The following is a 22,635-nucleotide window of genomic DNA, read 5'->3' as shown; positions in this document are numbered from 1 at the left end:
CAGAGGAGAACATGGCGTTCGGTCAGCCCCGCATTGAATACAAGACCAACGAGCAGATGCGCAAGATGCAGGAGGCCGGTCTTGTCTTGAGCCGCGCACTTGATGCTGCAGTTGCGGCGGCCAAACCGGGCGTCACTACCAAGGACCTGGACGAGGTCTTCGCCGCAGTCCTCAATGATGCAGGAGCCAAGTCGAACTTCCTCGGCTATCACGGGTTCCCTGCCACCATCTGCACGTCGGTCAACGAGGAAGTGGTCCACGGGATCCCGGGGGGCAAAGTCCTCAACGACGGCGACATCATTTCCATTGACGGCGGCTGCATCGTTGACGGCTGGCACTCGGACTCTGCGCGGACGGTCATCGTCGGCACGGCCGACCCCGAAGACCAGCGTCTTTCCGACGTCACTGAAGCTGCCATGTGGAGGGGTATCGCAGCCTTGGCCAAGGGCAAGTTCGTCGGAGACATCGGCAATGCGATCGATGATTACGTGTCCTCTGTCCACGGCAAACCGCTGGGCATCCTGGAAGACTACGTCGGCCACGGTATTGGTTCCGAGATGCACATGGCCCCGGACGTTTTGAACTACCGGACCAGCCACCGTGGCCCGAAGATCCGCCCGGGCCTGTGCCTTGCCATTGAACCGATGTTGGTTCGAGGCGGCATTGAAACTGCCACCCTCGACGACGACTGGACCGTTGTCACCACGGACGGCAAACGTTCGTGCCAGTGGGAGCATTCGGTAGCCGTCCACGAAAAGGGCATTTGGGTCCTGTCCGCCCCCGATGGTGGCGCAGAGCAGTTGGCGCCGCTCGGCGTCGTGCCTGTCCCCATTCCGTAAGCAGTGAAACACGGGAGCCGGGCTGCTGAAGCAGCCCGGCTCCCGTTTTGCCGCGGGGGTATCAGGCCTTCAACTTCGGCTGCACATCCTTGGTGTAGATGCCCTCAAGCGTTTTCTTGAGCTCGGTCATGGTTGCCTTTACATCGCCCTGTTGCGTCAGGATCTTGGCCGCGGCCTTGGCCATCTCCTGGTCGGCGCCCGGCAGGAACACGCGTGCGTTGTCCTGGACCCTGGTGACAGCGAGCTGGTCCATGGCTGTCTTGATCTGCGGTGTGGCGGCGAGGACAGCCGACATGTCAGCCGAGAGACGCGTCGGCATGTATCCGGTTGCGGCAGAGAAGGCCGCCGTGTTCTCGGGCTCGGTCATGAACTTCAAGAACGTCGCGGCCGCCAGCTGTTCCTCCTTGGAGATGCCGCTCGGGATGCCCAGGCCGGCTCCGCCGGTGGGGCAGACTCCGCTGGGTACCTCCGGGCCGCCCGGAAGGAACCCGACGCCCACGTTGAACTTGGCTGCCTTCAGGACGCCCAACAGGGAACCGGTCGAGGAGATGGTGGAGGACGTGATCCCGGCGGCGAAGTCGTCCGCGGCTTCCTTCGAGGAAACACCAGCCCACGCGTCCTTGTAGATGGAATCCTGGGCCCACTGCAGTGCGGCAACCGACTCGGCCGAATCGCACGTGATGTCCCAGTCCTTGGACCAGCTGCCGCCCCAGCCCCACAGGTTGTTCTGCAAAGTCCACCCTGCGTAGCCCGCAAGCGCGGGGTAGATGTAGGCGTACTGCGCGCCCGAGGTGGCCTTGAGCTTGGGTGCCCAGTCGGCGAATTCCTGCCAAGTGGCCGGTGCGCGGTCGGGCAGCCCGGCGGCTTTGAAGTGGTCCTTGTTGTAGTAGAACAGCGGGGTGGAACGGCCGTAAGGGAGCGCCCACTGCTTGTCGTCGTACTTGTAGTCATCCACCAGCGACTTCTGGAAGTAATCGATCCTGATGTCCAGCTGTTTCACCAAGCCATCAAGGGGGATAATGCTGCCGTTGGAGAAGTAGCGGAACCACCACACGTCGGAGAGGACCACCAGCGCGGGCAGACCCGTCTTGGCGGCCTGCGACGTCTGGAACTTCTGCGCGATCTCTTCGTAGTTGGCGCCGGCCGTGACCAGGTTGACCTTGATGTCCGGGAACTTGGCATGGAACTTCTCGATGATGGCCTTCTCCACATCCTGCGACTTGCCCGGGTGGTTGGTCCAGAAATCGATGGAGGCGGCCGGCTTCACGCCGCTGAAGTCAAGCGCTGCAGTGTCGACGGCGTCTGCCGTGCCCGCCGTCGAAGGCCCGCCGCACGCGGCGAGGGCCGCGGCTCCGGCTCCAAGTCCGGCCAGGCCCAGGAAATGTCGGCGGTCAAGGTTGGTACGCATGGTGCTTCCTCTCAATAACTTCACTAGGGGTATTTCGATGCGAATGGTGCGATGGGAGAAAATCAGCCCGTGACGCTGCCTTGCGTCAGGCCGGCCACGATGTAGCGCTGGAGCGCGGCAAAGACCAGCAGGATGGGGACGATGACCAGCACTGCCCCGGCCATGAGGATTCCCCACCCGGCCCCGTTGCTCTCGGAGTTCTGCAGCAACGTCAAGCCCACAGGCAGCGTCATGGTTTCAGGACGGTCGGTGATGATGAGCGGCCAGATGTAGTCGTTCCATTCGCTGACCACGGTCACCAAAGCGACCGTAGCTATCGACGGCACGGACACCGGCACGATGATCTGCCAGAGCCGCCGCCAATGGCCCGCGCCGTCAATTTCCGCGGCTTCCAGGATCGACGGCGGCAGGGTCAGGAAGTGCTGTCGCAGGAGGAAGGTTCCAAACGCCGTGCCTAGACCGGGGAGGATGATGCCCCACAAAGTGTTCTTGCCGCCCATGCCGGCGATCAGGATGTAGTTGGGCAGGATGGAAACCTGGGCCGGGACCATGAGCGCCACGAGGATCAGCACGAAGATCACGTTTTTGAAGGGGAAGCGCACGAAGACCAGGGCATAAGCGGTCAGGATGGCCAGAATGACCTTGATGGAAGCACCAACCACAGTGACGATCAGGCTGTTGGCGAAGAACTGTGCGAAGGGGACGGTCGTCATCGCCGTGGCGTAGTTCTCCAGGTTCAGGGACTCCGGCAGGATCTTCAGATCCATGGTGACGATCTCGCCCGGTTGCTTGAAGGAACTCAACACCATCCAGAGCAGCGGAAGGAACACGACCAGCGTGGCGATGATCAGGGGAACGTAGCCGGTTGCCACGGTCTGGAGCAGGTTCGCGCTGGAGAAGGGCCTCGGCCTCCCATGCTGCGTCGACTCCTTCGGGGCCTCTGGCCGGTCCTGCGGGGAAACCACGACGGCGGCTGGTGACGGTGCGCTCATGAGTAGTGGACCTTTCGCTCGACGAACCGCAGTTGGAGGACCGTAATGATGAGCAGGATGGCGAAAAGGATCACCGAGATCGCGGCTGAGTAGCCTGCCCGGTTGTAGGCTCCGAAGGCCTGCAGATATGCCTCGTAAATCAGGGTGCTGGTGCCGTTGCCCAGGGGAGTCATGATGCGGATCAGGTCGAACGCCTGCAAGGAACTGAGCATGGTGGTGATCAGCAGGAAGAACGTGGTGGGAGAGAGCAGCGGCAAGGAGATGTTGAAAAATCTCCGCACGCTGTTGGCCCCATCCAACGCGGCAGCTTCCATCACATCGCGGGGGAGGGACTGCAGCCCGGCAAGATACACCACGGCGCAATACCCCAGGTTCTTCCAGACGTAGACGATGATCACCATTACCAACGACAACTGGGGATCGTTGATCCATTGAGGACTTTGCTGCCCAAGGCCACGCAGGATCCACGCCAGCACGCCGTATCCGGGATCGAAAATGAAAAGCCAGACCAGGCCAACACCCACACCGGAAAGGACATAGGGGGCGAACACCGCAGAGCGCGCAAACGTGGTCCCACGGACGTTCGAGTTCAAGGCGAGGGCGACCAGCAAGCCGAGAACCATCGAGCCGCCCACCGTCACCAACGTAAAGACCGCCGTGGTCCCCAAGACCTTGGACGCGTCCTCGCCGGTGAAGAACGTGACGTAGTTCTGCAGCCCCACCACCGTGGCTGACGCAGAACCCAGGGTCCAATCCAGCGTCGAGTAGTAGATGTTGTTGATCAGGGGCCAATAGGTGAAGGTGCCAATCAGCACCAGGTTAGGCAGGGCCATGGCCAGGAAAACCAGGAAGTCCTTGCGGCTGCGGGCGGACCAGCGCCTTCTTCCCGGAGCAGGCCGGCCCGCTTGCACCGGTGGTCCCGGCCGTGTGGTGTCCGGCCTGCCTGCAGGCGCGATGCTGCTGTGAATCTGTCGGGTAGTCATGGGTCACTAACGTTTCGGACGAATGTGGGGCGCCGGCTCCGTTCAGGGCGGCGAAGACAGGCCTAGCTCACCACACCGACAGTGGCCGATTGCGCCAAATCCGGGGGCCGTAGCGATAGTTGTCTTACACTTCCCAACCCGTTTACTCGGCGTTACTCGGGTGTTCGTACTTGAGGCTCGACTCCCACTTGCAACCGCATCGCCCCCGGCTGGCCCTCAAAGCGCGGGCGTGCAGGTGGAGAATGGAGCCATGAATTCGATCACCGATGTTGCCGGGATACGGGTTGGGCATGTGCAGAAGGTTGGGGAGGGGTGGTTGTCCGGGGTGACTGTCGTTCTTCCTCCGGTGGGAACCGTGGGGTCCGTGGATGTTCGTGGTGGAGGTCCGGGGACGCATGAGACCGATGCGCTGGATCCGACCACCCTGGTTTCCACCGTCGATGCCGTGGTGCTGACAGGGGGCAGCGCCTTTGGCTTGGCCTCGGCCGGCGGGGCTCAGCTGTGGTGCGAGGAGCAGGGGAGGGGCTTCGCTGTTCCCGGGACCGTGGTGCCGATCGTGCCGGCAGCTGCCATCTTCGACCTTGGACGGGGTGGAGACGTCAAAGCACGGCCCGATGCGGACATGGGCTACCAGGCAGCCGCCGCAGCGTTCGCCTCAGGTGACCATGCCGCCGTCGAGCGTGGAAACGTCGGGGCCGGGACCGGTGCCGTCATTGCGCGCAGCCAGTACAAGGGCGGCATTGGTACGTCGTCCATGGCTCTTGACGGCGGGGTGGTTGTTGGAGCCCTTGCCGTGGTGAATGCGCTGGGTTCGCCGGTGTTTGGTCCTGCGGACCTGAAGCCCTCAGCGGGCTCGATGGTCCCGCCCCAGGGTCTCAATACGACCTTGGTGGTGATTGCGACCAATGCGGTGTTGGATGTGGCCGAGTGCAAGCGGACGGCATCTGCCGGGCATGCGGGGTTGGCCCGGGCCCTGGATCCGTCCCATACCCTGGCGGACGGCGATACCGTGTTCGCTTTGGCGACCGGCGCCGTCGGGCTTGACCGCAGTACTGAACAAGCGAGGCAAGTCTCCTTGATAACGCTCCAAAGCGCCGCGGCGGAAGCGGTTCGTTTGGCCATTCTGGATGGCGTCCTTGCGGCGGAAGGCGTCTCGACGGCGGCAGGTGATTTCCCGGCGTTCGGGACTGCGGGGGAGTGACGGCGGCGGATGCTTGCGCTACCATGGACGGATTTAACTTTCCGGCCTGATTGGCGTAGAGTTATTTGTTGGTTGTCTGTGCAGCCACGCCCTTTTTAGTGTCGTGGTTCAAGAGGGCCAAGCAAACAAAAAACGTCCGCTGGATCTTCGGTGCCTAACTGAAGGACGGCGGCAAACAACAGTTAGCGGAGGATATGGCCAAGAAGGACGGGGTCATTGAGATCGAGGGCGTTGTGACTGAGGCGCTGCCCAATGCGATGTTTCGCGTTGAGCTCACCAACAAGCACGTCGTTCTCGCACACATCTCTGGGAAGATGCGACAGCACTACATTCGAATCCTCCCCGAGGACCGGGTAGTGGTTGAGCTGAGCCCATACGACCTCACACGTGGTCGTATCGTCTACCGCTACAAGTAAATTGCTGGGCGGCCAGGCAGTAGTGCCTAAGCCGCTCCAGCAGATCAACTGCAAAACACGCAAAGGAACGCCATGAAGGTCAAGCCGAGCGTCAAGCAGATCTGCGACAAGTGCAAAGTGATCCGCCGTAACGGCCGGGTCATGGTGATCTGCGAGAACCCGCGCCACAAGCAGCGCCAGGGCTAATTCCCCTTCCGGGAATCAGCGCCCGCAAGGGCAAACCTGGGTTGCTAGCCCACGCAAGTAAATAAAGGCAGCACAAGCTGTGCCAGGACTGCATTACAGAGCCTGGTCAGCGAACCCCCGGTCGGAGGCTGGGGCCACACTGAACGTGTGGGTGTACTGCCTACGACCTCCGGTTTATTCAAGGAGTACCGCCACTATGGCTCGTCTCGCTGGCGTAGACATTCCCCGCGAAAAGCGGTTGGAAATTGCGCTTACTTACATCTACGGCGTGGGCAAGACCCGTGCACACGAAACCCTGGCTGCCACCGGCATCAGCGCCGACGTTCGCGTCAAGGACCTGACTGACGCCGAACTGGTTCAGCTGCGTGACTACATTGAAGGCAACTACAAGGTTGAGGGTGACCTTCGCCGCGAGGTAGCCGCTGACATCCGCCGCAAGGTTGAGATCGGCAGCTACGAAGGCCTGCGCCACCGCAAGGGCCTGCCCGTACGCGGACAGCGTACGAAGACCAACGCTCGTACCCGCAAGGGCCCGAAGCGCACCGTCGCCGGCAAGAAGAAGGCCGGACGTTAATCCCTCGGGATTGACCTGGTTTTCCCCCGATAACTTTCTGTAGGAGAAACAATGCCCCCGAAGACTCGTGGAGCGGTTCGTAAGCCGCGTCGCAAGGATAAGAAGAATATTGCGCTTGGCCAGGCGCACATCAAGAGCACCTTTAACAACACCATCGTGTCCATCACGGACCCGAACGGTGCTGTCATCTCATGGGCTTCCGCCGGTGAGGTTGGCTTCAAGGGCTCCCGTAAGTCCACTCCCTTCGCTGCCCAGATGGCTGCTGAAGCCGCTGCAAAGCGCGCTCAGGAGCACGGTCTGCGCAAGGTTGACGTATTCGTCAAGGGCCCGGGATCCGGACGCGAAACCGCAATCCGTTCGCTTCAGGCCGCTGGCCTCGAGGTTGGCTCCATTCAGGACGTCACCCCCAGCGCCCACAACGGTTGCCGCCCGCCGAAGCGCCGCCGCGTCTAATTAGGTCTTCCCTGCCTGACCGGCCGGGCCTGCTGTGGAGAGTTTCGACACTCCATAAGCATGGCCCGGCTGGTCAGGCTGGAAACCGAAGCCGATTTCCACCACCTGTGTTGCGTCATATAGCGGATGCTCGCCGAAAGGAAACCTAAGTGCTCATTGCACAGCGCCCCACCCTGTCTGAAGAAGTTGTATCCGAGAACCGCTCCCGTTTCATCATTGAACCGCTGGAGCCGGGCTTCGGCTACACCCTCGGAAACTCCCTCCGCCGTACCCTGCTCTCCTCCATCCCCGGTGCTGCTGTAACCAGCATCCGGATCGATGGCGTGCTGCACGAGTTCACCACGGTTCCGGGTGTCAAGGAAGATGTCACCGAGATCATCCTGAACATCAAGAACCTTTCGGTTTCCTCCGAGCACGATGAGCCGGTTGTTGCGTACCTGCGCAAGCAGGGCCCCGGAGTCGTCACCGCCGCGGACATCGCTCCGCCGGCCGGCGTCGAATTCCACAACCCGGATCTGCACATTGCCACTCTGAACTCGAAGGGCAAGTTCGAACTCGAACTGACCATCGAGCGCGGCCGTGGCTACGTTTCGGCAGCTCAGAACAAGTCCGGCGACTCCGAGATTGGCCGTATTCCGGTTGACTCGATCTACTCGCCGGTCATGAAGGTAACTTTCCGCGTGGAAGCTACCCGTGTTGAGCAGCGCACCGACTTCGACAAGCTCATTGTCGACGTCGAGACCAAGCAGGCAATCGCTCCGCGCGATGCTGTTGCTTCCGCAGGCACCACCCTGGTGGAACTGTTCGGTCTGGCTCGTGAGCTGAACACCGCAGCTGAAGGTATCGAGATTGGCCCGTCGCCGACGGACGCTGCACTTGCAGCTGACATGGCTCTGCCGATCGAGGATCTGGACCTTACCGTCCGTTCCTACAACTGCCTCAAGCGTGAGGGCATCCACACCGTGGGTGAACTCGTTGCCCGCTCCGAGGCTGACCTGATGGACATCCGTAACTTCGGTGCGAAGTCCATTGACGAGGTCAAGGCAAAGCTCGTCGAACTGGGTCTGTCCCTCAAGGACTCCCCTCCCGGTTTCGATCTCGCAGCCCGCGCCGCAGCCATCGAAGAGGACGACGCCGCGTTCAGCGACGACGAGCTCTAAACAGCAGATCTTGGCCGCCGGGTCCAGCGATGGACCTGACCGGCTTACACAACAGGAGAAATAACTATGCCTACCCCCACTAAGGGTCCGCGCCTCGGAGGCGGCCCGGCTCACGAGCGCCTGATGCTCGCGAACCTGGCAGCTGCTCTGTTTGAGCACAAGCGCATCACCACCACGGTTACCAAGGCCAAGCGCCTGAAGCCGTACGCAGAGCGTCTGGTCACCTTCGCCAAGCGTGGCGACCTCGCTTCCCGCCGCCGCGTTCTCGGCCTGATCAGCGACAAGGGCGTTGTCCACGAGCTGTTCACCGACATCGCCGGCGCCGTTGCCAACCGCGATGGTGGCTACACCCGCATCACCAAGATCGGCAACCGCAAGGGCGACAACGCTCCCATGGCTGTCATCGAGCTCGTTCTCGAGCCGGTCTCCCCGAAGCAGGCCGTAGTTGCTGAAGCAACTGCTGCCGCTGCCAAGGCTGCTCCGGCTGCCGAAGCTCCGGTTGCTGAGGAAGAGGTCGTTGAGACCGAAGCTGCTGAGACCGAAGAGGCTCCGGCCGCTGAGGCCGAGGCTACTGAAGCTGAAGCTGCTGAAACCGAAGAGGCTCCGGCCGCTGAGGACAAGAAGTAATTCACTGAATTCTTCCCAGTAGACTTAAGTCTATGAACGAACGAAAACCCGCTGCCCCCGTTTTGGGGGGCGGCGGGTTTTTGCGTGTCCGGCTTGATCTTTCGTACGACGGCGGCCCCTTCAGCGGATGGGCGCTGCAACCGGGCCTTCGGACGGTGCAAGGTTCCCTTGAAGAAGCATTGGCCCTTCTCCTGCAGCGACCGGTCCGAGTGACCGTTGCGGGGCGAACGGACGCAGGCGTCCACGCCCGCGGTCAAGTGGTACACCTGGACGTTACCGAAGCCGAGTGGCTGTCACTGCCGCGTGGGCACGAACTCGATCCCGCCGTCGCGCTTTTGCGTCGCCTCCGTGGTGCCTTGAGCCGGATTCTGGGCGACCTTACGGGTGCGGTGGAAGTGCACGACGCCGGTCTGGCGCCGGAAGGCTTCGACGCCCGCTTTTCGGCGTTGTGGCGGAGGTACAGTTACCGGATTGCCGACGGCCCGGAACGGTGGGATCCGGTCTTACGGGGGATCACGTTGTGGCATAAGGCGCCCCTGGATGTAGCGCTCATGAACGAGGGTGCCTCGGCATTGCTGGGCCTCCAGGATTTCCGTTCTTACTGCAAGCCACGTGAGGGTGCCACAACCGTCCGTGAGTTGCAGGAATTCTCGTTTGCACGTGGGAGCGACGGAGTCATCGTTGCCACCGTGCAGGCGGATGCCTTCTGCCACAACATGGTGCGCTCCTTGGTGGGATCCGCGCTGCGTGTGGGGGAGGAGTTGGAGACTCCGGCCTGGCTGCATGCGCGCCTCTTGGAACGTCGACGGGACGCGAAATCTGTGCTCGCAGCACCGCACCCCTTGGTGCTGGAGGAAGTTGCTTATCCGTCGGATGCCGAGATGCAGGCCCGGGCTGAGCTAACACGGGCCCGGCGGGAGTAAGCCTCTTCCGTGTCGGGACTTTCCGCGGACGTGGGAGGACCCCCTCCCGGCTCTGGGTACCGGAAGGGGGCCGTTGGGGCACTCCGTGGTCTGGGTCCGCGGAGTGCCGGTCTATTCCCCGCACGAGATGATCAGTCAGCTGAAGGTTTCGGCAATTTTGATCACGGCGGGACCCAGAAGGACTATGAAGAGCACTGGGAAGATTGAAAACAGCAGCGGGAAAAGTACCTTGACCGGCAATTTCATCGCCTTTTCCTCAGCATTTTGACGCCGCTTGACTCGAGCCTGTTTGGCCTGGGCCCGAAGTACATTGGCGATCCCAATGCCGTACTTGTCGGCTTGGATGACAGCGAGGACGAAGCTGCGAACGTCGGGGACTGTGGAACGTTCTGCAAGTGCTTCGTACGCCTCCTGACGTGGACGCCCGACTTGAATGTCCTGAAGAGTTCGCATGAGCTCATGTGCCAGTGGACCGTCCCCGTACGCTGAAGCACGCTCCATGGCGGATTCGAACCCAAGCCCTGCCTCCACCGAGATCAACATCTGGTCCAAGGTATTCGGAAACTCCACTTGTATGGCTTCCTGACGTTTGAGTCCTGTGTTGTACACAAGGAGGTCGCAAATGAAGTAGAGGAAGATGATGAGGAAGATACATAAACCGATACTCAGCGGGCCCGGATTTGCCAGAACCACCAGCAGACCCCCAACGGCTCCTGAAACCGCAAGGACCGGCTTCAATGCGATGAGCCTCGTCAGCGGCATGGATTTCGGACGTCCTGCCAAGGCGAGCCAGTGATCGAGTTTGGCTTCATAAGTTCCAGGAGTTAGCTTTCGGGCCACTCCCAGAAGCATGGGTGGATGTTGGACGTTACCACCTGCCCCTTGTGCAAAACCGGAACCCAGGTTGCTGTGGATCGCGACGATGCCCTTTCGGTCGATTGTTGCCAACGACCAGGTGAAGTAGGCGAGCGGAAGGATAATGGCTGCAATGATCAACCATAAGGTGAGCGTCATGACAGTCCTCCTAGAACGTGATCTTTACAGTGCGGCTCATCCAGAAGCCACCAACGGCGAAGAGGATGGCGCTGGCGATCAGCAGGGCGATCCCGACAGGGTGGGTGACGAAGACTGACATGTATTTAGGATTCATCAGTGTCAGGAGAAGGCCTACGCCTATTGGTAGAGCCATGAGGATGTAGGCCGACATCTTTCCCTCGGCGCTAAGGGCTTTGACGTGGGCCTTGATTTCTCCGCGTTCGCGAATAGTTCCCGCAACTTGCTCCAGGACCTCGGCCAGATCGCCACCAACCTCCCGATTAATCTGGATCGCCTGCCCTATCCAGCGGAAGTCTTCGCTGTCCATCCGGCCGGCACATTCTTCAATGGCTTGGCGGGGATCCCTGCCGATTCTTACCTCGTTGACAATGCGGGAGAGTTCCTCGGCGGTGGGTGCCTGCACTTCTTGTGCGGCTGCCTCAAAGGATCGCATGATGCTGTGTCCCACTTTGAGGCCGCCGATCAGCATCTGGATGGTGTCCGTCAGTTGTGCATCAAACTTGGCACGGCGCTTTTCCGTCTTAACAACCAGAACCAGCTTGGCTACGCATGGAGTTATTAGAGCCATCAGGATTCCGATCACCATGGAAAGAAGCAGCGATCCGAGGACACCCACGGCGACAGTCACGATCGCGACCATGACAGTGAAATCAGCCGGTGCTTGTTTCACGCCCGCGTTGTAAAGGATCTCCCGGTTAAATGGTCCTCCGGACCGGCCAATCGCAGTATCGACCATGTGGACGGCGGACTGGGAGACTCTCCCCACCGCTGAGTCACCTATTGGAGCGCCGAGTCGACGGCGATCAACGGGAAGCCGGCCATTTCGCGGTTTCAGGACAAATACGACCACGATGACGAGGGCGGCCAGGCAAAGGCCGATGGCCGTCACGAAGAATATTGGAGATTCCATAACTATCGCCTTCCCACAACAACAGGAGCTACGCCGAAAACTGAGGGCGCAACGGTGATACCGAGTTCGGTGAAGCGGTCCAGGAACCGGGGGCGGATGCCTGTCGGAAGGGCACGCCCCAGAAAACGGCCCTGAGCATCGATTCCAGCAGAATAATCAAAGAGAAAAGCATCCTGCAGTGTCACGATGTCACCCTCCATCCCTTGCACCTCGGTGATGTGGGTTACCCGCCGGCTCCCATCGCGGAGGCGGGTGACCTGCACAATGAGGTCGACTGCTGACGACACCTGCTCGCGGATGGCCCGGAGCGGAAGATCCATTCCGGCCATGAGGACCAGCGTCTCCAGACGGGCGATTGCGTCCCGGGGAGAATTGGCGTGGACAGTTGATAGTGAGCCGTCGTGTCCAGTGTTCATCGCCTGGAGCATGTCCAAAGACTCACCTCCACGGACCTCGCCCACAATGATGCGGTCGGGACGCATACGAAGTGAGTTCCGCACGAGGTCCCGGATGGTGATGGCACCCTTGCCTTCGATATTGGGTGGCCTGCTCTCCAACCGGACCACGTGGCGCTGCTGCAGCTGCAGTTCCACCGCGTCCTCGATGGTGACGATGCGGTCGGACTCAGGAATGAAGGACGACAGTACATTGAGCAGCGTCGTTTTTCCTGTACCAGTGCCGCCGGAGACGATCACATTCAGCCGTGCCCGGACACACGCGCTCAGGAGCTCCGCCATCTCCTGAGTCACAGATCCCCATTCAATAAGGTTTCGAACCGTGAGCGGTATGTGGCTGAACTTCCTGATAGTGAGCGATGGGCCGTTGACAGCCAACGGAGGGATGATCGCGTTGACACGGGAACCGTCTTCCAAGCGGGCGTCAACCAGGGGAGAAGATTCGTCAATGCGGCGGCCAACCTTGGAAACGATCCGCTCAATGACCTTCCGAAGGTGGTCATCCGAGCTGAACTGCAGCTCTGTCATGACCAGCTGGCCGTGTCGCTCCACGTAAATCTGATCAAAGCGATTCACCATGACTTCCGTGATGGAAGGGTCCTCCAGCAAGCGCTGCAGGGGACCGAAGCCCATCACTTCGTCGGAAATCTCGCGGATAAGCCTCCGACGTTCGTCCGGGGATAACGGGACCTGCTCCTCATCAATAACTGCTGATAATTCGTCCACTGCGAAGGATCGAAGGTCCTCTTCGGAGGATGATGTATCCCCGATCCTCGTGCCCATCCGATCAAAGAGGGCCGAAGCAGCCCGTTGCTTGAGCCCTGAAAGAGCGTCCGCGACCGGGGCAGAGGGTGCTCCGCCCAACATAGGAGCGGTTGGCGCTGACAAAGCGGTTCCGAACGAAGTAGCAGAATCACCTGGTGCCGCTGGTTCTGACGATGTCTCGACTATCCCGTTGCTGGCAAAGGGACTGTTCTTTGAAAGCCTTTCTGACAGTTTCATGACACCACCACCCGCCGGTGCAGTTTGTTCTGAGGCGAGGATTCCAGACGCGGGTCGAACCGTTGAACAAGCTTCCTCAGTCCCTTGATGGCCGAATCCCGTGCAGTTCCCTGAAGCACAGGGATGCCCCGGTTCGTTGAGTAGGGGAGAGTTCGGGACCGGGGAATGACTGTATCGACGGGCACCCCGATGGTAGCTTCAACATCCTGGACCGAGAGACCGCTTTTCCGGTCCGCAAAGTTCAAGACCGTATGCCGGCCATGAGGCAAAAGCTGCAGCTCCTTTAGAACGCTGAAGGATTTTCGGAGACCTCTGATGCTGGGTACATCCATGCCGCAGACCCAGACTCCGTCGGTTGCCAGCTCAAGGGTGGCCAGGCAGTGCTCGCCCAGTCCCGGCGCCGTGTCCACCACGACATACTTGAACTCCGTTGCAAGCTGGTTAAGGAGTCGTGTTACGTGATCAGCCGTGATGTAGTCCGACTCCGAGGGCTTCTGTGGTGCGCAGAGCGCGTAGATGCCAGCCGGATGGACCGTCAAGAAGGCTTTGAGAACCATGGAATCCTGGGCGGCAGCCCCGTGGACTGCCTCGGTGATGGAGTGTTCAGGTTCCAACAACAGGCCGGAAGCGACATCTCCGAACTGCAGGTCCAAGTCCACGATGACCACACTCATCGGTGCAAGAGCGCCCAACCCAATTGCCAGATTGGTGGCAACCGTTGTTTTTCCTACGCCACCCTTAGGCGACATGACGGCTATGACGCGGCCTCTTTCCTGGCCCGACTCGGCGGCTGGCTGCATGCCGCGTCGCCGGCTCGCCGCGGCCAAGCATGCGCGCTCAAGGAGAATCCTTAGCTCGTTGACCTCAGCCTCCGGGGCGACCACGTCTCTTACGCCTGCATGCATGGCCTTGAGCACAACATCCGCGGTGGGCTCTGCCACCATCAAAAGACTGATCTCCGGATATTGAAGATCGATCACCGTAGCCAGCTTGAACGCTTCTTCAGGGTTGACGCCCGGACCGAGAATAATGACCTCGGGCGGAGCACCCGTCAGTTGTTTGAACATGTCCTCTGTCCCGCTGCGCAGGACATCCGGCGACAGAGTCTGCAGGTCTCCATGCAAGGCTCCTGCGATGGCCTGGCGTACGCGGGCTTCGAAATCACGGACGGCAGTGATGGCTACAAAGCGGCTCATTGGACCAGCCCTCCGAAAGTAGTGGTAGGAGGATCACTCTTGGCTGTTTTGTCGGTCTGCTTGGACAACCACAGGGTGCCAAACTCTGCGCCGAAGACCATCTTGGCTGCGTTGGCGTCGCTGAGGGCAACAGTGACATACGCTGAGCCATTGGGAAGCGCTACGGCCTTTTCAGTTCCCGCCGACTTCTCAGCATCGGGGGCGGCCTGCTGGACGGCAGTGACCAAAACGTCATGGTAGAGAAGTTCGGTGAAGTCCTTCCATCCTGCAATTCCTGCCGGCAGGTTGGCGCTGGCGGCCACAGCATCGTCCAGCTTGAACGATGCGAAGACTGTGACGGTATCTCCGGCCTCGACCCGACCTCCGAGCATTCGCTCCGGAGCGAGAACAAACGTCGCTTCTTGCAAACCATCGGGTACAGGAACAGTTCCCGGGACCAGTTCCTTGGGACTGACCAGTTTGACTCCCAACAGCTGCTCCCCGGGCTGGAGTTCCGCTGACGTGACTTTGCCCTTCTGATCCGTTAGAGCGCTGATGGTGCCTGGTGCAACGGCGGATTGCGGTAGCGTCTCCGCCTTGATCTTCGATTGAATTTCTTCGACTTTGGTGCCGGCCGGAATACGTTCCTTCACCACTAGTACGCTGACGGGATCGAGCCCTTGCTGCGCCCGCTTGTCGGCCCCCTGAACGTAGGTGACCAGCAAGACGGTGCCAATCACTGCTAAAAGCAGTGCTGCAATGCCTCCCAGTAGGCGTGTTTTCATTTTGTAACTCCCTTCGAGTCATCGTGAGTTAGGGGCAGATGCTTACCGGCTGCCTAGTCGGTGAGCGTTACTACTGACGCTCCGTAGTTGGGGATGCCGCCCGAAACTTGCGAACTTTCTTCGAGAGACACGAAACGGGAAAAGAAGCCTTGGATAGCCCTGCAATTGTTGGTGCAGCTTGGTGCAGCGGGATCCAGTATCTGGCCGCCATCGAACTTGTACCCAGTCACCTGGAAGGCTGCGAAACCCGCCAGTGTGTACTTTGTCTTATTGCCGTTTTGTGCCGCCGTCTTGAACAGCGGGATCAGGGCAGGTTCGTCCATGATGTGGGCGAGGGCCGAAGCGCAGGTTCCGCCGTTCGGAAAATGATTGCCTGGTTGCCCCTGGACAACCGCGCCGATGGAGATGTCGGTTGTACATCCAGAGTTGGTTGCCAGCCAGCCGAAACCCCCGGGTTGGTAGCCATTTTGTGCAACGCACCCGCCAATTGCGGGTGCATTCGTGTCATACCGCAAGGTCACGTGGGTTGGGATGGGGTCACCCGAGAAATTTCCGGTGGAATTCAGTGATGCCAGTTGCGCCGGCGATAGGTACTTCTTGAAAACGCATTCGCTCGCGGTCCATGGCAGGGTTGTGGCCGAAGACGGAGCTCCCCACGACGCTTCCGCTGAGGCGTCGACTGTGGCTGTGTCGATGCCAATGGCCCGTGCGAAGAACAGTGAGAAGCTGTTCTGGTCCGAGGTGTCCCTGGCATTGGTTACTACCCGCACGGTGGTCGCAGCCGGAAACGTGACGACAGCGCCGCTGGTGTTGTCGTTGGCATTGTTATTGGCAAACTGATTACCCGTCGACGCACTGCTCCCGCAGCTACCACCGGCACAGTCGGTGGCGATAGCCAGAGCGGCTGCATCCGCACCGTTTTGAAGCTGGGCCTTCTCCGCATAGAGCGCCCCGACGTCGACAGCGAGTGCGGCAAACCCCAAGAGAGCGACCATGAGCACGGCAACGAGGACGGTAACGGCGCCCCTTTCGGAATCGCCGGAATCCAGATCAGCCCGGAACTCAGGACGAGGTGCACCTAGCCCCCGCATCTCATTACTCCTACTCCGGTCATGTTGAGAGGAAACAGCCCTGGGGCGCCGAACAGGCCAGAGTCAAGAAATCCCGACATCGATGGGAGTGAGACGCTGGTGGTCACTGTCACCGTGCCGCCAGGGGCGCAACTCGTCGCGTTGTCACTCACGGAAACCCCTAAACCATCAAGCGATGGCGCTGAGGAAAGTGCCGTTCCGGTCACGTCCAGAGCACCTTCTTGATAGTGGACTGCTGCGTATCGTGCACCCTCGCGGGCGGCTTGTGTGAGTGAAACTTGGACGTTAAGGGCTCGTCCAAATTCCATGACCCCAACCAGGATCAGCAATAGGAGCGGCAAGATGAGCGCCATTTCCACGGCCACCGCGCCGCGTTCCTTCGTATTCGATTTCACGAGCGTCTCCCAGATCCAGAATCGCGGAAGCAAAATGGGACTTAAAGAAGAGGGTTGGCTGCGTCAGCGATTATTGTCGCCATCGCAGCCAACCGCAGGGTCTCTTAGAGCTCGCCGGCGATGCTGATGAAGAGGTCGCGGACTGCCGGACCCAGGATCAACAGGCCGGCGATGGCGACGATTGCGATCAACGAGACCATCAGGCCGTATTCAACCATCGTCGCTCCCTTCTCCTCTTGGGTGAAGCGGTCCTTGACGCCGGCGATGTACGAGGTGATGGTGTAAATGAAAGCAGACATTGGAAAATCCTTCCCAGAAAAATGATTTACGGAATTGGGTATAGGTCCAGCAAATTATAGGAATTTGCATTTATACGTTTCCCGAACTACCCCCATGTTTCCTTTAGCGGTTCGGAATTCGATGAGATAAGAATTCACCCTCGGGGGCCAGCTGAACAATGCGTAGTTGTACTCGAATTGCTCAAAGGCCGCATAGGCGACACCCGTGACGGGGGAGGGGAGTACTCAGTTTTGGGGCCGGGGGAGGCCAAGGACTACTTGGTTTTGGCAGCAGCCTTATGAACATCGCACTCAAGGGGAGCCGTAAAGTCCCGATCGAAGATGGCTACTGGAGTACCAGGATGACGCCCAGGGCCGCGGCGAACATGGCTGGCCCATGAGCCGTCTCTACCGGCTTTTCCGCCGATCGCAGACGCAACATCAGCACCGTCAGCACCCCACCCACCACGAAACCCAAGAGTCCGCCGTAGAGTACTTGTCCCCAACCCAAGTACCCCAAGTACATTCCGAGAGGTGCAGCAAGCTTCACATCGCCCATTCCGAGGCCTCCGGGGGAAATAAGTCCCAAAATGAGGTAGCCAAGGAACAGGATGAGGCCGCCGGCGAGGGCGCGGAGCAGCTCCGGCCAGGCGGGCAGCAGCGCGGCGGAGCTGGCGAGGAGTGCGAAACCGGCCCCCAGTAGGAGCAAAACCAGGGGATTGGGCAGCAGGTGATGAGTGAAATCAATGCGGGAAAGGTGAACTCCTAGGATCCCCAGCAAAAGAAAGGCCGGCAATTCCCATGACGGGCCGAATCGCCACGCAAGCAGCCCGAACAGCAGCGCGGTGACGGCCGCCGTCGTAATCCGCACTTTAAGTATGGGGAGTCCTCCGAGGCGAGGCAGCCGCGAGGAAATGAGCCACTCGGTGGCCCAGCTCAACAGCAGGCCGGCAAGGGCGATAATGAGAGGAAAAGCGGGCCCGTCGGTCATGTGCTCTCCCTCAGTCGGTACGCGGCGCCTTGGGGCGTTCACCCCATTTTGACCCGGGCACCCCGTTGAAGGTATTGTTTAGAGTCGTTGTGCGTGTCCTATCTCGATGACACATGCCTTATGGGGGATCCAGTTGCAGGATCGCTAACTCCTGAGGCATTTCGAGATCTTGGGATGACTGGTACATAGAGCCCTCACCTCTGCTCCGGTAGCGCATACATAGTAGGTACACGCCTTATTGCGTGTCGCCTAAAACATGAACGCCAGAACAAGAACGAGGCAAAACCGTGCGTACGTACACCCCGAAGCCCGGCGATATCAACCGCCAGTGGCACGTCATTGACGCCACCGACGTTGTCCTTGGTCGTCTTGCCAGCCAGACCGCAACACTGCTGCGCGGAAAGCACAAGCCGACCTTTGCGTCCCACATGGACATGGGCGACTTCGTCATCATCATCAACGCTGAAAAGGTTGCCCTCACCGGCGCCAAGCTGGAGCAGAAGCGCGCATACCGCCACTCCGGTTACCCGGGCGGCCTGACCTCCGTCAACTACGCCGAGCTGTTGGAATCCAACCCGGTTCGCGCTGTTGAGAAGGCCATCAAGGGCATGCTCCCCAAGAACTCCCTCGCCGCTCAGCAGCTGGGCAAGCTCAAGGTCTACGCAGGCCCCGAGCACCCCCACGCAGCTCAGCAGCCGAAGACTTTCGAAATCACCCAGGTCGCCCAGTAGTCCTGGCCACCAACTAAACTTTTTATTACAAGGAGAACCGTGGCTCAGAACGAAGAACTGACCGCCGAAGCCGTCGAGGCTGAGGAAACCCTCACCAGCTACACCTCTGAAAGCACATCTGCTGAAGATGCGCCCAAGAAGGAGCGCCCGGCACTGACCGTTGCCGGTGCAGCTGTTGGCCGTCGCAAGGAAGCCGTTGCACGCGTTCGCGTTGTTCCGGGTTCCGGCAAGTGGACCATCAACGGCCGCACGCTGGACAACTACTTCCCGAACAAGCTGCACCAGCAGGACGTCAACGAGCCCTTCAAGATCCTTGATCTCGAAGGCGCATACGACGTCATCGCCCGTATCCACGGCGGTGGCATTTCCGGCCAGGCCGGTGCGCTGCGTCTCGGTGTCGCCCGCTCGCTGAACGAGATCGACGTCGACAACAACCGCGCCACCCTCAAGAAGGCCGGTTACCTGCGCCGTGACGCCCGCGTCATCGAGCGTAAGAAGGCTGGTCTCAAGAAGGCACGCAAGGCCCAGCAGTACTCCAAGCGCTAAACCGCTTTTACCCCACATCGCTGGGGTTTCGAAAGCCCGTTCCGCCAACTCGGCGGGGCGGGCTTTCGCCGTTAAACACCTGCCTTGAAGGCTGTGCATGTGACGCACCGACACGCGCCTGAACTGAGGGTGTCCCGTCGTCGTCTAAACTTGAGCCGATGTCTAGATTATTTGGAACAGATGGCGTGCGCGGTCTCGCGAACGGATTGCTCACCGCCGAGCTGGCTATGCAGCTCGCCCAGGCCGCCGCCGTCGTACTCGGCCATGACCGCGCAACCAACGGCAAGCGGCCACGCGCCGTCGTCGCAAGGGACCCGAGAGCGAGTGGCGAGTTCCTCGCCGCCGCTGTGGAAGCGGGGCTTTCCAGCTCCGGTATCGACGTCTATGACGCCGGTGTCCTTCCCACCCCCGCGGCCGCCTACTTGGTAGCAGACCTCGACGCCGATTTCGGCGTCATGCTGTCGGCCTCGCACAACCCAGCGCCGGACAACGGTATTAAGTTCTTCGCCCGGGGCGGCCAGAAGCTCCCGGACCACGTGGAGGATGCCATCGAGGCGCAGCTCGGCAAGGAGCCGCAGCGACCGGTCGGAGCCGACGTCGGACGCATCCAGCGCTTCTCCGACGCAGAAGACCGCTACATCGTGCACCTGCTGGGCACACTTCCCAAGCGCCTGGACGGCTTGAAGGTCGTCCTCGACTGTGCCCATGGCGCAGCGAGCGGGTGTTCACCCCAGGTCTTCAAGGACGCCGGCGCGGACGTCGTCGTCATCGGCGCGGAACCGGACGGCCTCAACATCAACGAGGGCGTGGGTTCCACCCACCTGGGTCCCTTGAAGGAAGCCGTTCTCCAGCACGGCGCCGACCTCGGCGTTGCCCATGACGGCGACGCAGACCGTTGCCTGGCCGTGGACCACGAAGGCAACGAAGTTGATGGCGACCAGATCATGGCCATCCTGGCCTTGGCACTCAACAAGGCCGGAAAGCTCAAGGACAGCATCCTCGTGGCCACCGTCATGAGCAACCTCGGCCTCAAGATCGCGCTCAAGGATGCTGGCATCACCATCCGCGAAACCGGAGTCGGCGACCGTTACGTTCTGGAGGAAATGCGCGACGGCGGCTACAACCTTGGTGGCGAACAGTCCGGGCACGTGATCTTCTCCGATTACGCGACCACGGGAGACGGCGTCCTGACCGGCCTGCAGCTTGCGGCCCAGGTGGCCCTGACCGGTCGCAGCCTCAAGGAACTGGCCACGGCGATGACCAAGCTCCCGCAGCTCATGATCAACGTCAAGGGCGTGGACAAAGCCCGTGCTGGTACCGATGAAGGCGTGGCGGCCGCTGTCGCCGCCGCCGAACGTGAATTGGGTGAGACCGGCCGTGTGCTCCTCCGCCCCTCCGGAACCGAGGCTCTGGTCCGGGTCATGGTGGAAGCCGCGGATATGGAAACTGCCGAGCGCATCTGCAACAGTCTTGCCGCAGTGGTCAAGGAGCGCTTGGGCGCGACCAGCGAGATGGCTGTCTAGGACGTCTGAAAAGAGTTCGGCCCGCACCCTGCGTCAGGCAGAGGTGCGGGCCGAAGCCATTTAAAGGGCTAGAGGTAGTCGGGGGCTGCTTCGAGCCCGAAGTACTCTTCCAGGGTCGCTATGCCGCGTGACGCCATGTCAGTCGCCGCTTCCACTCCGATGTAGCGCAGGTGCCAGGACTCGTAGAAGTAGCCGGTGGTGTCGTGGAACATCCACGGATAGCGGACCACGAAGCCGAACTTGTGGGCATTGGCTTTCGCCCACACCGCGGCTGGTTGCTCCGCAAAGCACGGTTGGAAGCTGCAGGCCCCGCCGCCGTCTGCGATGTCAAAGGACCAGCCAGTCTGGTGCTCGGAGTGGCCGGGGCGTGCTGAGGCACGGTCTGCGGCTGCCTGGCCCGTGCTGGCGACGTACCCGCCGTAGGTAGCTACTTGCGTGGAGTACGAACGGTAGCCCGAAGCCAGCGTCATGATGACGCCCTCCGTCGCAGCTGCCGAGAACAGCTTTTCTGCGGCAGCCGCCGTCGTGCTGTTAACCAAGGCTGCCTCGCCGCTGACGGCGAGTCGGATGTTCGGCTGAACCAAGTCGGCCGGGACGAAGTCCTGGGGGCTGAGCGGGCGGTGCTTGTTGACGATGACCCAGGGGCTGGTGGGATCGGTGAGCGAGTGCTGCGGAACAACAGCACTGGACGGTGCCGAGCTGGAAGGTGCCGTACTCGGCGGTGCGGCGCTGGCTGAAGGAGTTTCCTGTTCTCCGCCGCCGGCGGGCGCCGGATCAGTTGCCACGGACGTTGGGGGCGCAGTGGAGGCCGAGGCTTCCCCGCTCGCGGCGTTGGCGGCGACGGGGGAGGGTACCGTCCTCTCCGGTGTGCACGCGGCCAGGGCTGCCATGCCCGCCCCGGCGGTGAGCAGGCCGGCAAAAGCCCGCCGGGAGGGAAGCGGCTTCGGCTTGGCCACGCTAGACCTTCCTCAGCAGCATGCGGCGGATGGAGTGGTCTGCATCCTTGGTGAGAACCAGTTGGGCACGGCCGCGGGTGGGCAGCACGTTTTCCTCAAGGTTCGGCTCGTTGATGCGCTTCCAAATGCCGCGAGCGGTGGATTCGGCGTCGTCATCGGACAAGGTGGCGTAGCGGTGGAAGTAGGATTCCGGCTGCGCGAAGGCTGTGGTGCGCAGTTTCCGGAAACGGTCTACGTACCATTCCTCGATGTAGGAGGTCTTCGCGTCCACATAGATGGAGAAGTCGAAGAAGTCGCTGACGGCGAGTCCTTGCTTGCCGTCCATGCGGGGGCGGGCCGGGGCAAGGACGTTCAGTCCTTCCACGATCAGGACGTCGGGACGGCGCACGACCACTTCCTTGCCCGGCACGATGTCGTAGGTTACGTGGGAATACCACGGTGCACGGACTTCTTCCGCGCCACCTTTGACTTCAGAGACGAAGCGAAGGAGGGCGCGCCGGTCGTAGGACTCGGGGAAGCCCTTGCGTTCAAGGAGGTGCCGGCGCTTGAGTTCGGCCAACGGGTAGAGGAAACCGTCGGTGGTGATGAGTTCCACATTGGGGGTGCCGGGCCAGCGCCGCAGCATTTCCCGGAGTACGCGGGCAATGGTGGATTTGCCCACAGCCACTGAACCGGCGACGCCGATCACGAACGGAGTCCGCTGGGTTTGCTCGCCCAGGAAGGTGGTTGTTGCTGCGTGGAGCTGGTGCGAAGCCTGAACATACAGGTGCAGCAGCCGGGAAAGGGGGAGGTAAACCTCCCGCACTTCCTTCATGTCGAGGGGATCGCCGAGGCCGCGGAGACGGAAAATGTCCTCTTCGTTGAGGGGCTGCTCCATCTGCGCTGCGAGCCTGGACCACGTTTGACGGTCCAGCTCTACAAACGGGGAAGCGCCGTCGCCGTTAGCTTCGGTGCGTTGCAAAGTCACGCTCATGATTCT

At 61.0% G+C, this 22,635-nt stretch carries 26 protein-coding genes; 12 read left to right on the top strand and 14 right to left on the bottom strand.

The genetic code is table 11. The features are described from left to right. Window positions 1–11: 11 nt before the first annotated feature. Window positions 12–839 (top strand): type I methionyl aminopeptidase, encoded by an 828-nt coding sequence (gene map, locus QF015_RS06695; protein ID WP_429387909.1) that lies wholly within the window; start codon window positions 12–14, stop codon window positions 837–839. Between the two features lie 61 nt (window positions 840–900). On the opposite strand, the gene QF015_RS06690 is transcribed toward map, so the two are convergent. The 3 genes from QF015_RS06690 to QF015_RS06680 form a co-directional block, all read right to left on the bottom strand. Next, window positions 901–2,247, bottom strand: a complete 1,347-nt coding sequence (locus tag QF015_RS06690) for an ABC transporter substrate-binding protein (RefSeq protein WP_429387907.1) — start codon at window positions 2,245–2,247, stop codon at window positions 901–903. A 62-nt stretch (window positions 2,248–2,309) separates the two neighbouring features. After that, a complete protein-coding gene (locus tag QF015_RS06685; RefSeq protein WP_429387905.1) occupies window positions 2,310–3,239 on the bottom strand; it encodes a carbohydrate ABC transporter permease in 930 nt (309 codons plus the stop codon). Next, entirely contained in the window at window positions 3,236–4,222 is a 987-nt protein-coding gene (locus tag QF015_RS06680; protein ID WP_429387903.1) for a carbohydrate ABC transporter permease, read from the bottom strand. Before QF015_RS06680 ends, QF015_RS06685 begins: the two co-directional genes overlap by 4 nt. A gap of 250 nt (window positions 4,223–4,472) precedes the next feature. Here QF015_RS06680 and QF015_RS06675 point away from each other — a divergent pair, with 250 nt between their 5' ends. From QF015_RS06675 to QF015_RS06640, 8 genes are all read left to right on the top strand, one after another. Beyond that, the gene (locus QF015_RS06675) at window positions 4,473–5,423 is read left to right on the top strand and encodes a P1 family peptidase (protein WP_429387901.1); all 951 of its coding nucleotides are present in this window, start codon (window positions 4,473–4,475) and stop codon (window positions 5,421–5,423) included. Window positions 5,424–5,617: 194 nt separating this feature from the next. After that, window positions 5,618–5,839: a translation initiation factor IF-1 gene (gene infA, locus QF015_RS06670; protein WP_011775571.1), complete on the top strand. Its 222-nt coding sequence runs from the start codon at window positions 5,618–5,620 to the stop codon at window positions 5,837–5,839. A 72-nt stretch (window positions 5,840–5,911) separates the two neighbouring features. Further along, on the top strand, window positions 5,912–6,025 hold the full coding sequence (gene rpmJ / locus QF015_RS06665; RefSeq protein WP_011775570.1) for a 50S ribosomal protein L36: 114 nt from the start codon (window positions 5,912–5,914) through the stop codon (window positions 6,023–6,025). A gap of 196 nt (window positions 6,026–6,221) precedes the next feature. Next, a complete protein-coding gene (gene rpsM / locus QF015_RS06660; protein WP_011775569.1) occupies window positions 6,222–6,599 on the top strand; it encodes a 30S ribosomal protein S13 in 378 nt (125 codons plus the stop codon). Between the two features lie 51 nt (window positions 6,600–6,650). Next, entirely contained in the window at window positions 6,651–7,052 is a 402-nt protein-coding gene (gene rpsK / locus QF015_RS06655) for a 30S ribosomal protein S11 (protein ID WP_014922380.1), read from the top strand. Between the two features lie 149 nt (window positions 7,053–7,201). Beyond that, window positions 7,202–8,212: a DNA-directed RNA polymerase subunit alpha gene (locus tag QF015_RS06650; RefSeq protein ID WP_011775567.1), complete on the top strand. Its 1,011-nt coding sequence runs from the start codon at window positions 7,202–7,204 to the stop codon at window positions 8,210–8,212. Between the two features lie 66 nt (window positions 8,213–8,278). Continuing rightward, window positions 8,279–8,839, top strand: a complete 561-nt coding sequence (gene rplQ, locus QF015_RS06645) for a 50S ribosomal protein L17 (RefSeq protein WP_429387899.1) — start codon at window positions 8,279–8,281, stop codon at window positions 8,837–8,839. A 32-nt stretch (window positions 8,840–8,871) separates the two neighbouring features. Continuing rightward, window positions 8,872–9,762, top strand: a complete 891-nt coding sequence (locus QF015_RS06640; protein WP_429387897.1) for a tRNA pseudouridine synthase A — start codon at window positions 8,872–8,874, stop codon at window positions 9,760–9,762. Window positions 9,763–9,897: 135 nt separating this feature from the next. Here QF015_RS06640 and QF015_RS06635 read toward each other — a convergent pair whose 3' ends face one another. The 9 genes from QF015_RS06635 to QF015_RS06595 all read right to left on the bottom strand — a co-directional run bounded on the left by QF015_RS06635 (window position 9,898) and on the right by QF015_RS06595 (window position 17,900). Beyond that, window positions 9,898–10,776 (bottom strand): type II secretion system F family protein, encoded by an 879-nt coding sequence (locus QF015_RS06635; RefSeq protein WP_429387894.1) that lies wholly within the window; start codon window positions 10,774–10,776, stop codon window positions 9,898–9,900. Between the two features lie 10 nt (window positions 10,777–10,786). Next, window positions 10,787–11,728 (bottom strand): type II secretion system F family protein, encoded by a 942-nt coding sequence (locus QF015_RS06630; RefSeq protein WP_310205957.1) that lies wholly within the window; start codon window positions 11,726–11,728, stop codon window positions 10,787–10,789. Between the two features lie 2 nt (window positions 11,729–11,730). Beyond that, complete coding sequence (locus QF015_RS06625; protein WP_354512341.1) at window positions 11,731–13,050, bottom strand: CpaF family protein; 1,320 nt, start codon at window positions 13,048–13,050, stop codon at window positions 11,731–11,733. Between the two features lie 131 nt (window positions 13,051–13,181). Next, on the bottom strand, window positions 13,182–14,381 hold the full coding sequence (locus tag QF015_RS06620; protein ID WP_310205953.1) for an AAA family ATPase: 1,200 nt from the start codon (window positions 14,379–14,381) through the stop codon (window positions 13,182–13,184). Further along, window positions 14,378–15,145: a Flp pilus assembly protein CpaB gene (gene cpaB, locus QF015_RS06615; RefSeq protein ID WP_354511945.1), complete on the bottom strand. Its 768-nt coding sequence runs from the start codon at window positions 15,143–15,145 to the stop codon at window positions 14,378–14,380. Before cpaB ends, QF015_RS06620 begins: the two co-directional genes overlap by 4 nt. Window positions 15,146–15,198: 53 nt before the next feature. Further along, window positions 15,199–16,236, bottom strand: coding sequence for a pilus assembly protein TadG-related protein (locus QF015_RS06610; RefSeq protein WP_429387890.1), 1,038 nt, complete (start codon window positions 16,234–16,236; stop codon window positions 15,199–15,201). Then, a complete protein-coding gene (locus tag QF015_RS06605; protein ID WP_310207050.1) occupies window positions 16,224–16,595 on the bottom strand; it encodes a TadE/TadG family type IV pilus assembly protein in 372 nt (123 codons plus the stop codon). The genes QF015_RS06610 and QF015_RS06605 overlap by 13 nt, the downstream gene beginning before the upstream one ends. A gap of 140 nt (window positions 16,596–16,735) precedes the next feature. Then, window positions 16,736–16,930, bottom strand: coding sequence for a Flp family type IVb pilin (locus QF015_RS06600; protein ID WP_310205943.1), 195 nt, complete (start codon window positions 16,928–16,930; stop codon window positions 16,736–16,738). Between the two features lie 325 nt (window positions 16,931–17,255). Further along, the gene (locus tag QF015_RS06595) at window positions 17,256–17,900 is read right to left on the bottom strand and encodes a prepilin peptidase (RefSeq protein ID WP_429387888.1); all 645 of its coding nucleotides are present in this window, start codon (window positions 17,898–17,900) and stop codon (window positions 17,256–17,258) included. A gap of 287 nt (window positions 17,901–18,187) precedes the next feature. Here QF015_RS06595 and rplM point away from each other — a divergent pair, with 287 nt between their 5' ends. From rplM to glmM, 3 genes are all read left to right on the top strand, one after another. Then, window positions 18,188–18,631 carry a 50S ribosomal protein L13 gene (gene rplM / locus QF015_RS06590; RefSeq protein WP_011775554.1) on the top strand — a complete coding sequence of 148 codons (444 nt, stop codon included), beginning with the start codon at window positions 18,188–18,190 and terminating at the stop codon, window positions 18,629–18,631. A 39-nt stretch (window positions 18,632–18,670) separates the two neighbouring features. Beyond that, window positions 18,671–19,177, top strand: a complete 507-nt coding sequence (rpsI, locus tag QF015_RS06585; protein ID WP_035760464.1) for a 30S ribosomal protein S9 — start codon at window positions 18,671–18,673, stop codon at window positions 19,175–19,177. 158 nt (window positions 19,178–19,335) lie between these two features. Then, entirely contained in the window at window positions 19,336–20,700 is a 1,365-nt protein-coding gene (gene glmM / locus QF015_RS06580; RefSeq protein ID WP_310205935.1) for a phosphoglucosamine mutase, read from the top strand. A gap of 68 nt (window positions 20,701–20,768) precedes the next feature. Here glmM and QF015_RS06575 read toward each other — a convergent pair whose 3' ends face one another. Together QF015_RS06575 and coaA are read right to left on the bottom strand one after the other, a co-directional pair. Beyond that, on the bottom strand, window positions 20,769–21,590 hold the full coding sequence (locus QF015_RS06575) for a M15 family metallopeptidase (protein WP_429388468.1): 822 nt from the start codon (window positions 21,588–21,590) through the stop codon (window positions 20,769–20,771). A 67-nt stretch (window positions 21,591–21,657) separates the two neighbouring features. Then, window positions 21,658–22,629 (bottom strand): type I pantothenate kinase, encoded by a 972-nt coding sequence (gene coaA / locus QF015_RS06570; RefSeq protein ID WP_310205932.1) that lies wholly within the window; start codon window positions 22,627–22,629, stop codon window positions 21,658–21,660. Window positions 22,630–22,635 lie beyond the last annotated feature (6 nt).

The sequence above is a fragment of the Paenarthrobacter sp. TE4293 genome (genome assembly GCF_050435325.1).
Taxonomy (GTDB): Bacteria; Actinomycetota; Actinomycetes; order Actinomycetales; family Micrococcaceae; genus Arthrobacter; species Arthrobacter nitroguajacolicus_C.
Note: the sequence above shows the minus strand (reverse complement) of the source record. Positions and strands in the feature narration are given on the sequence as shown.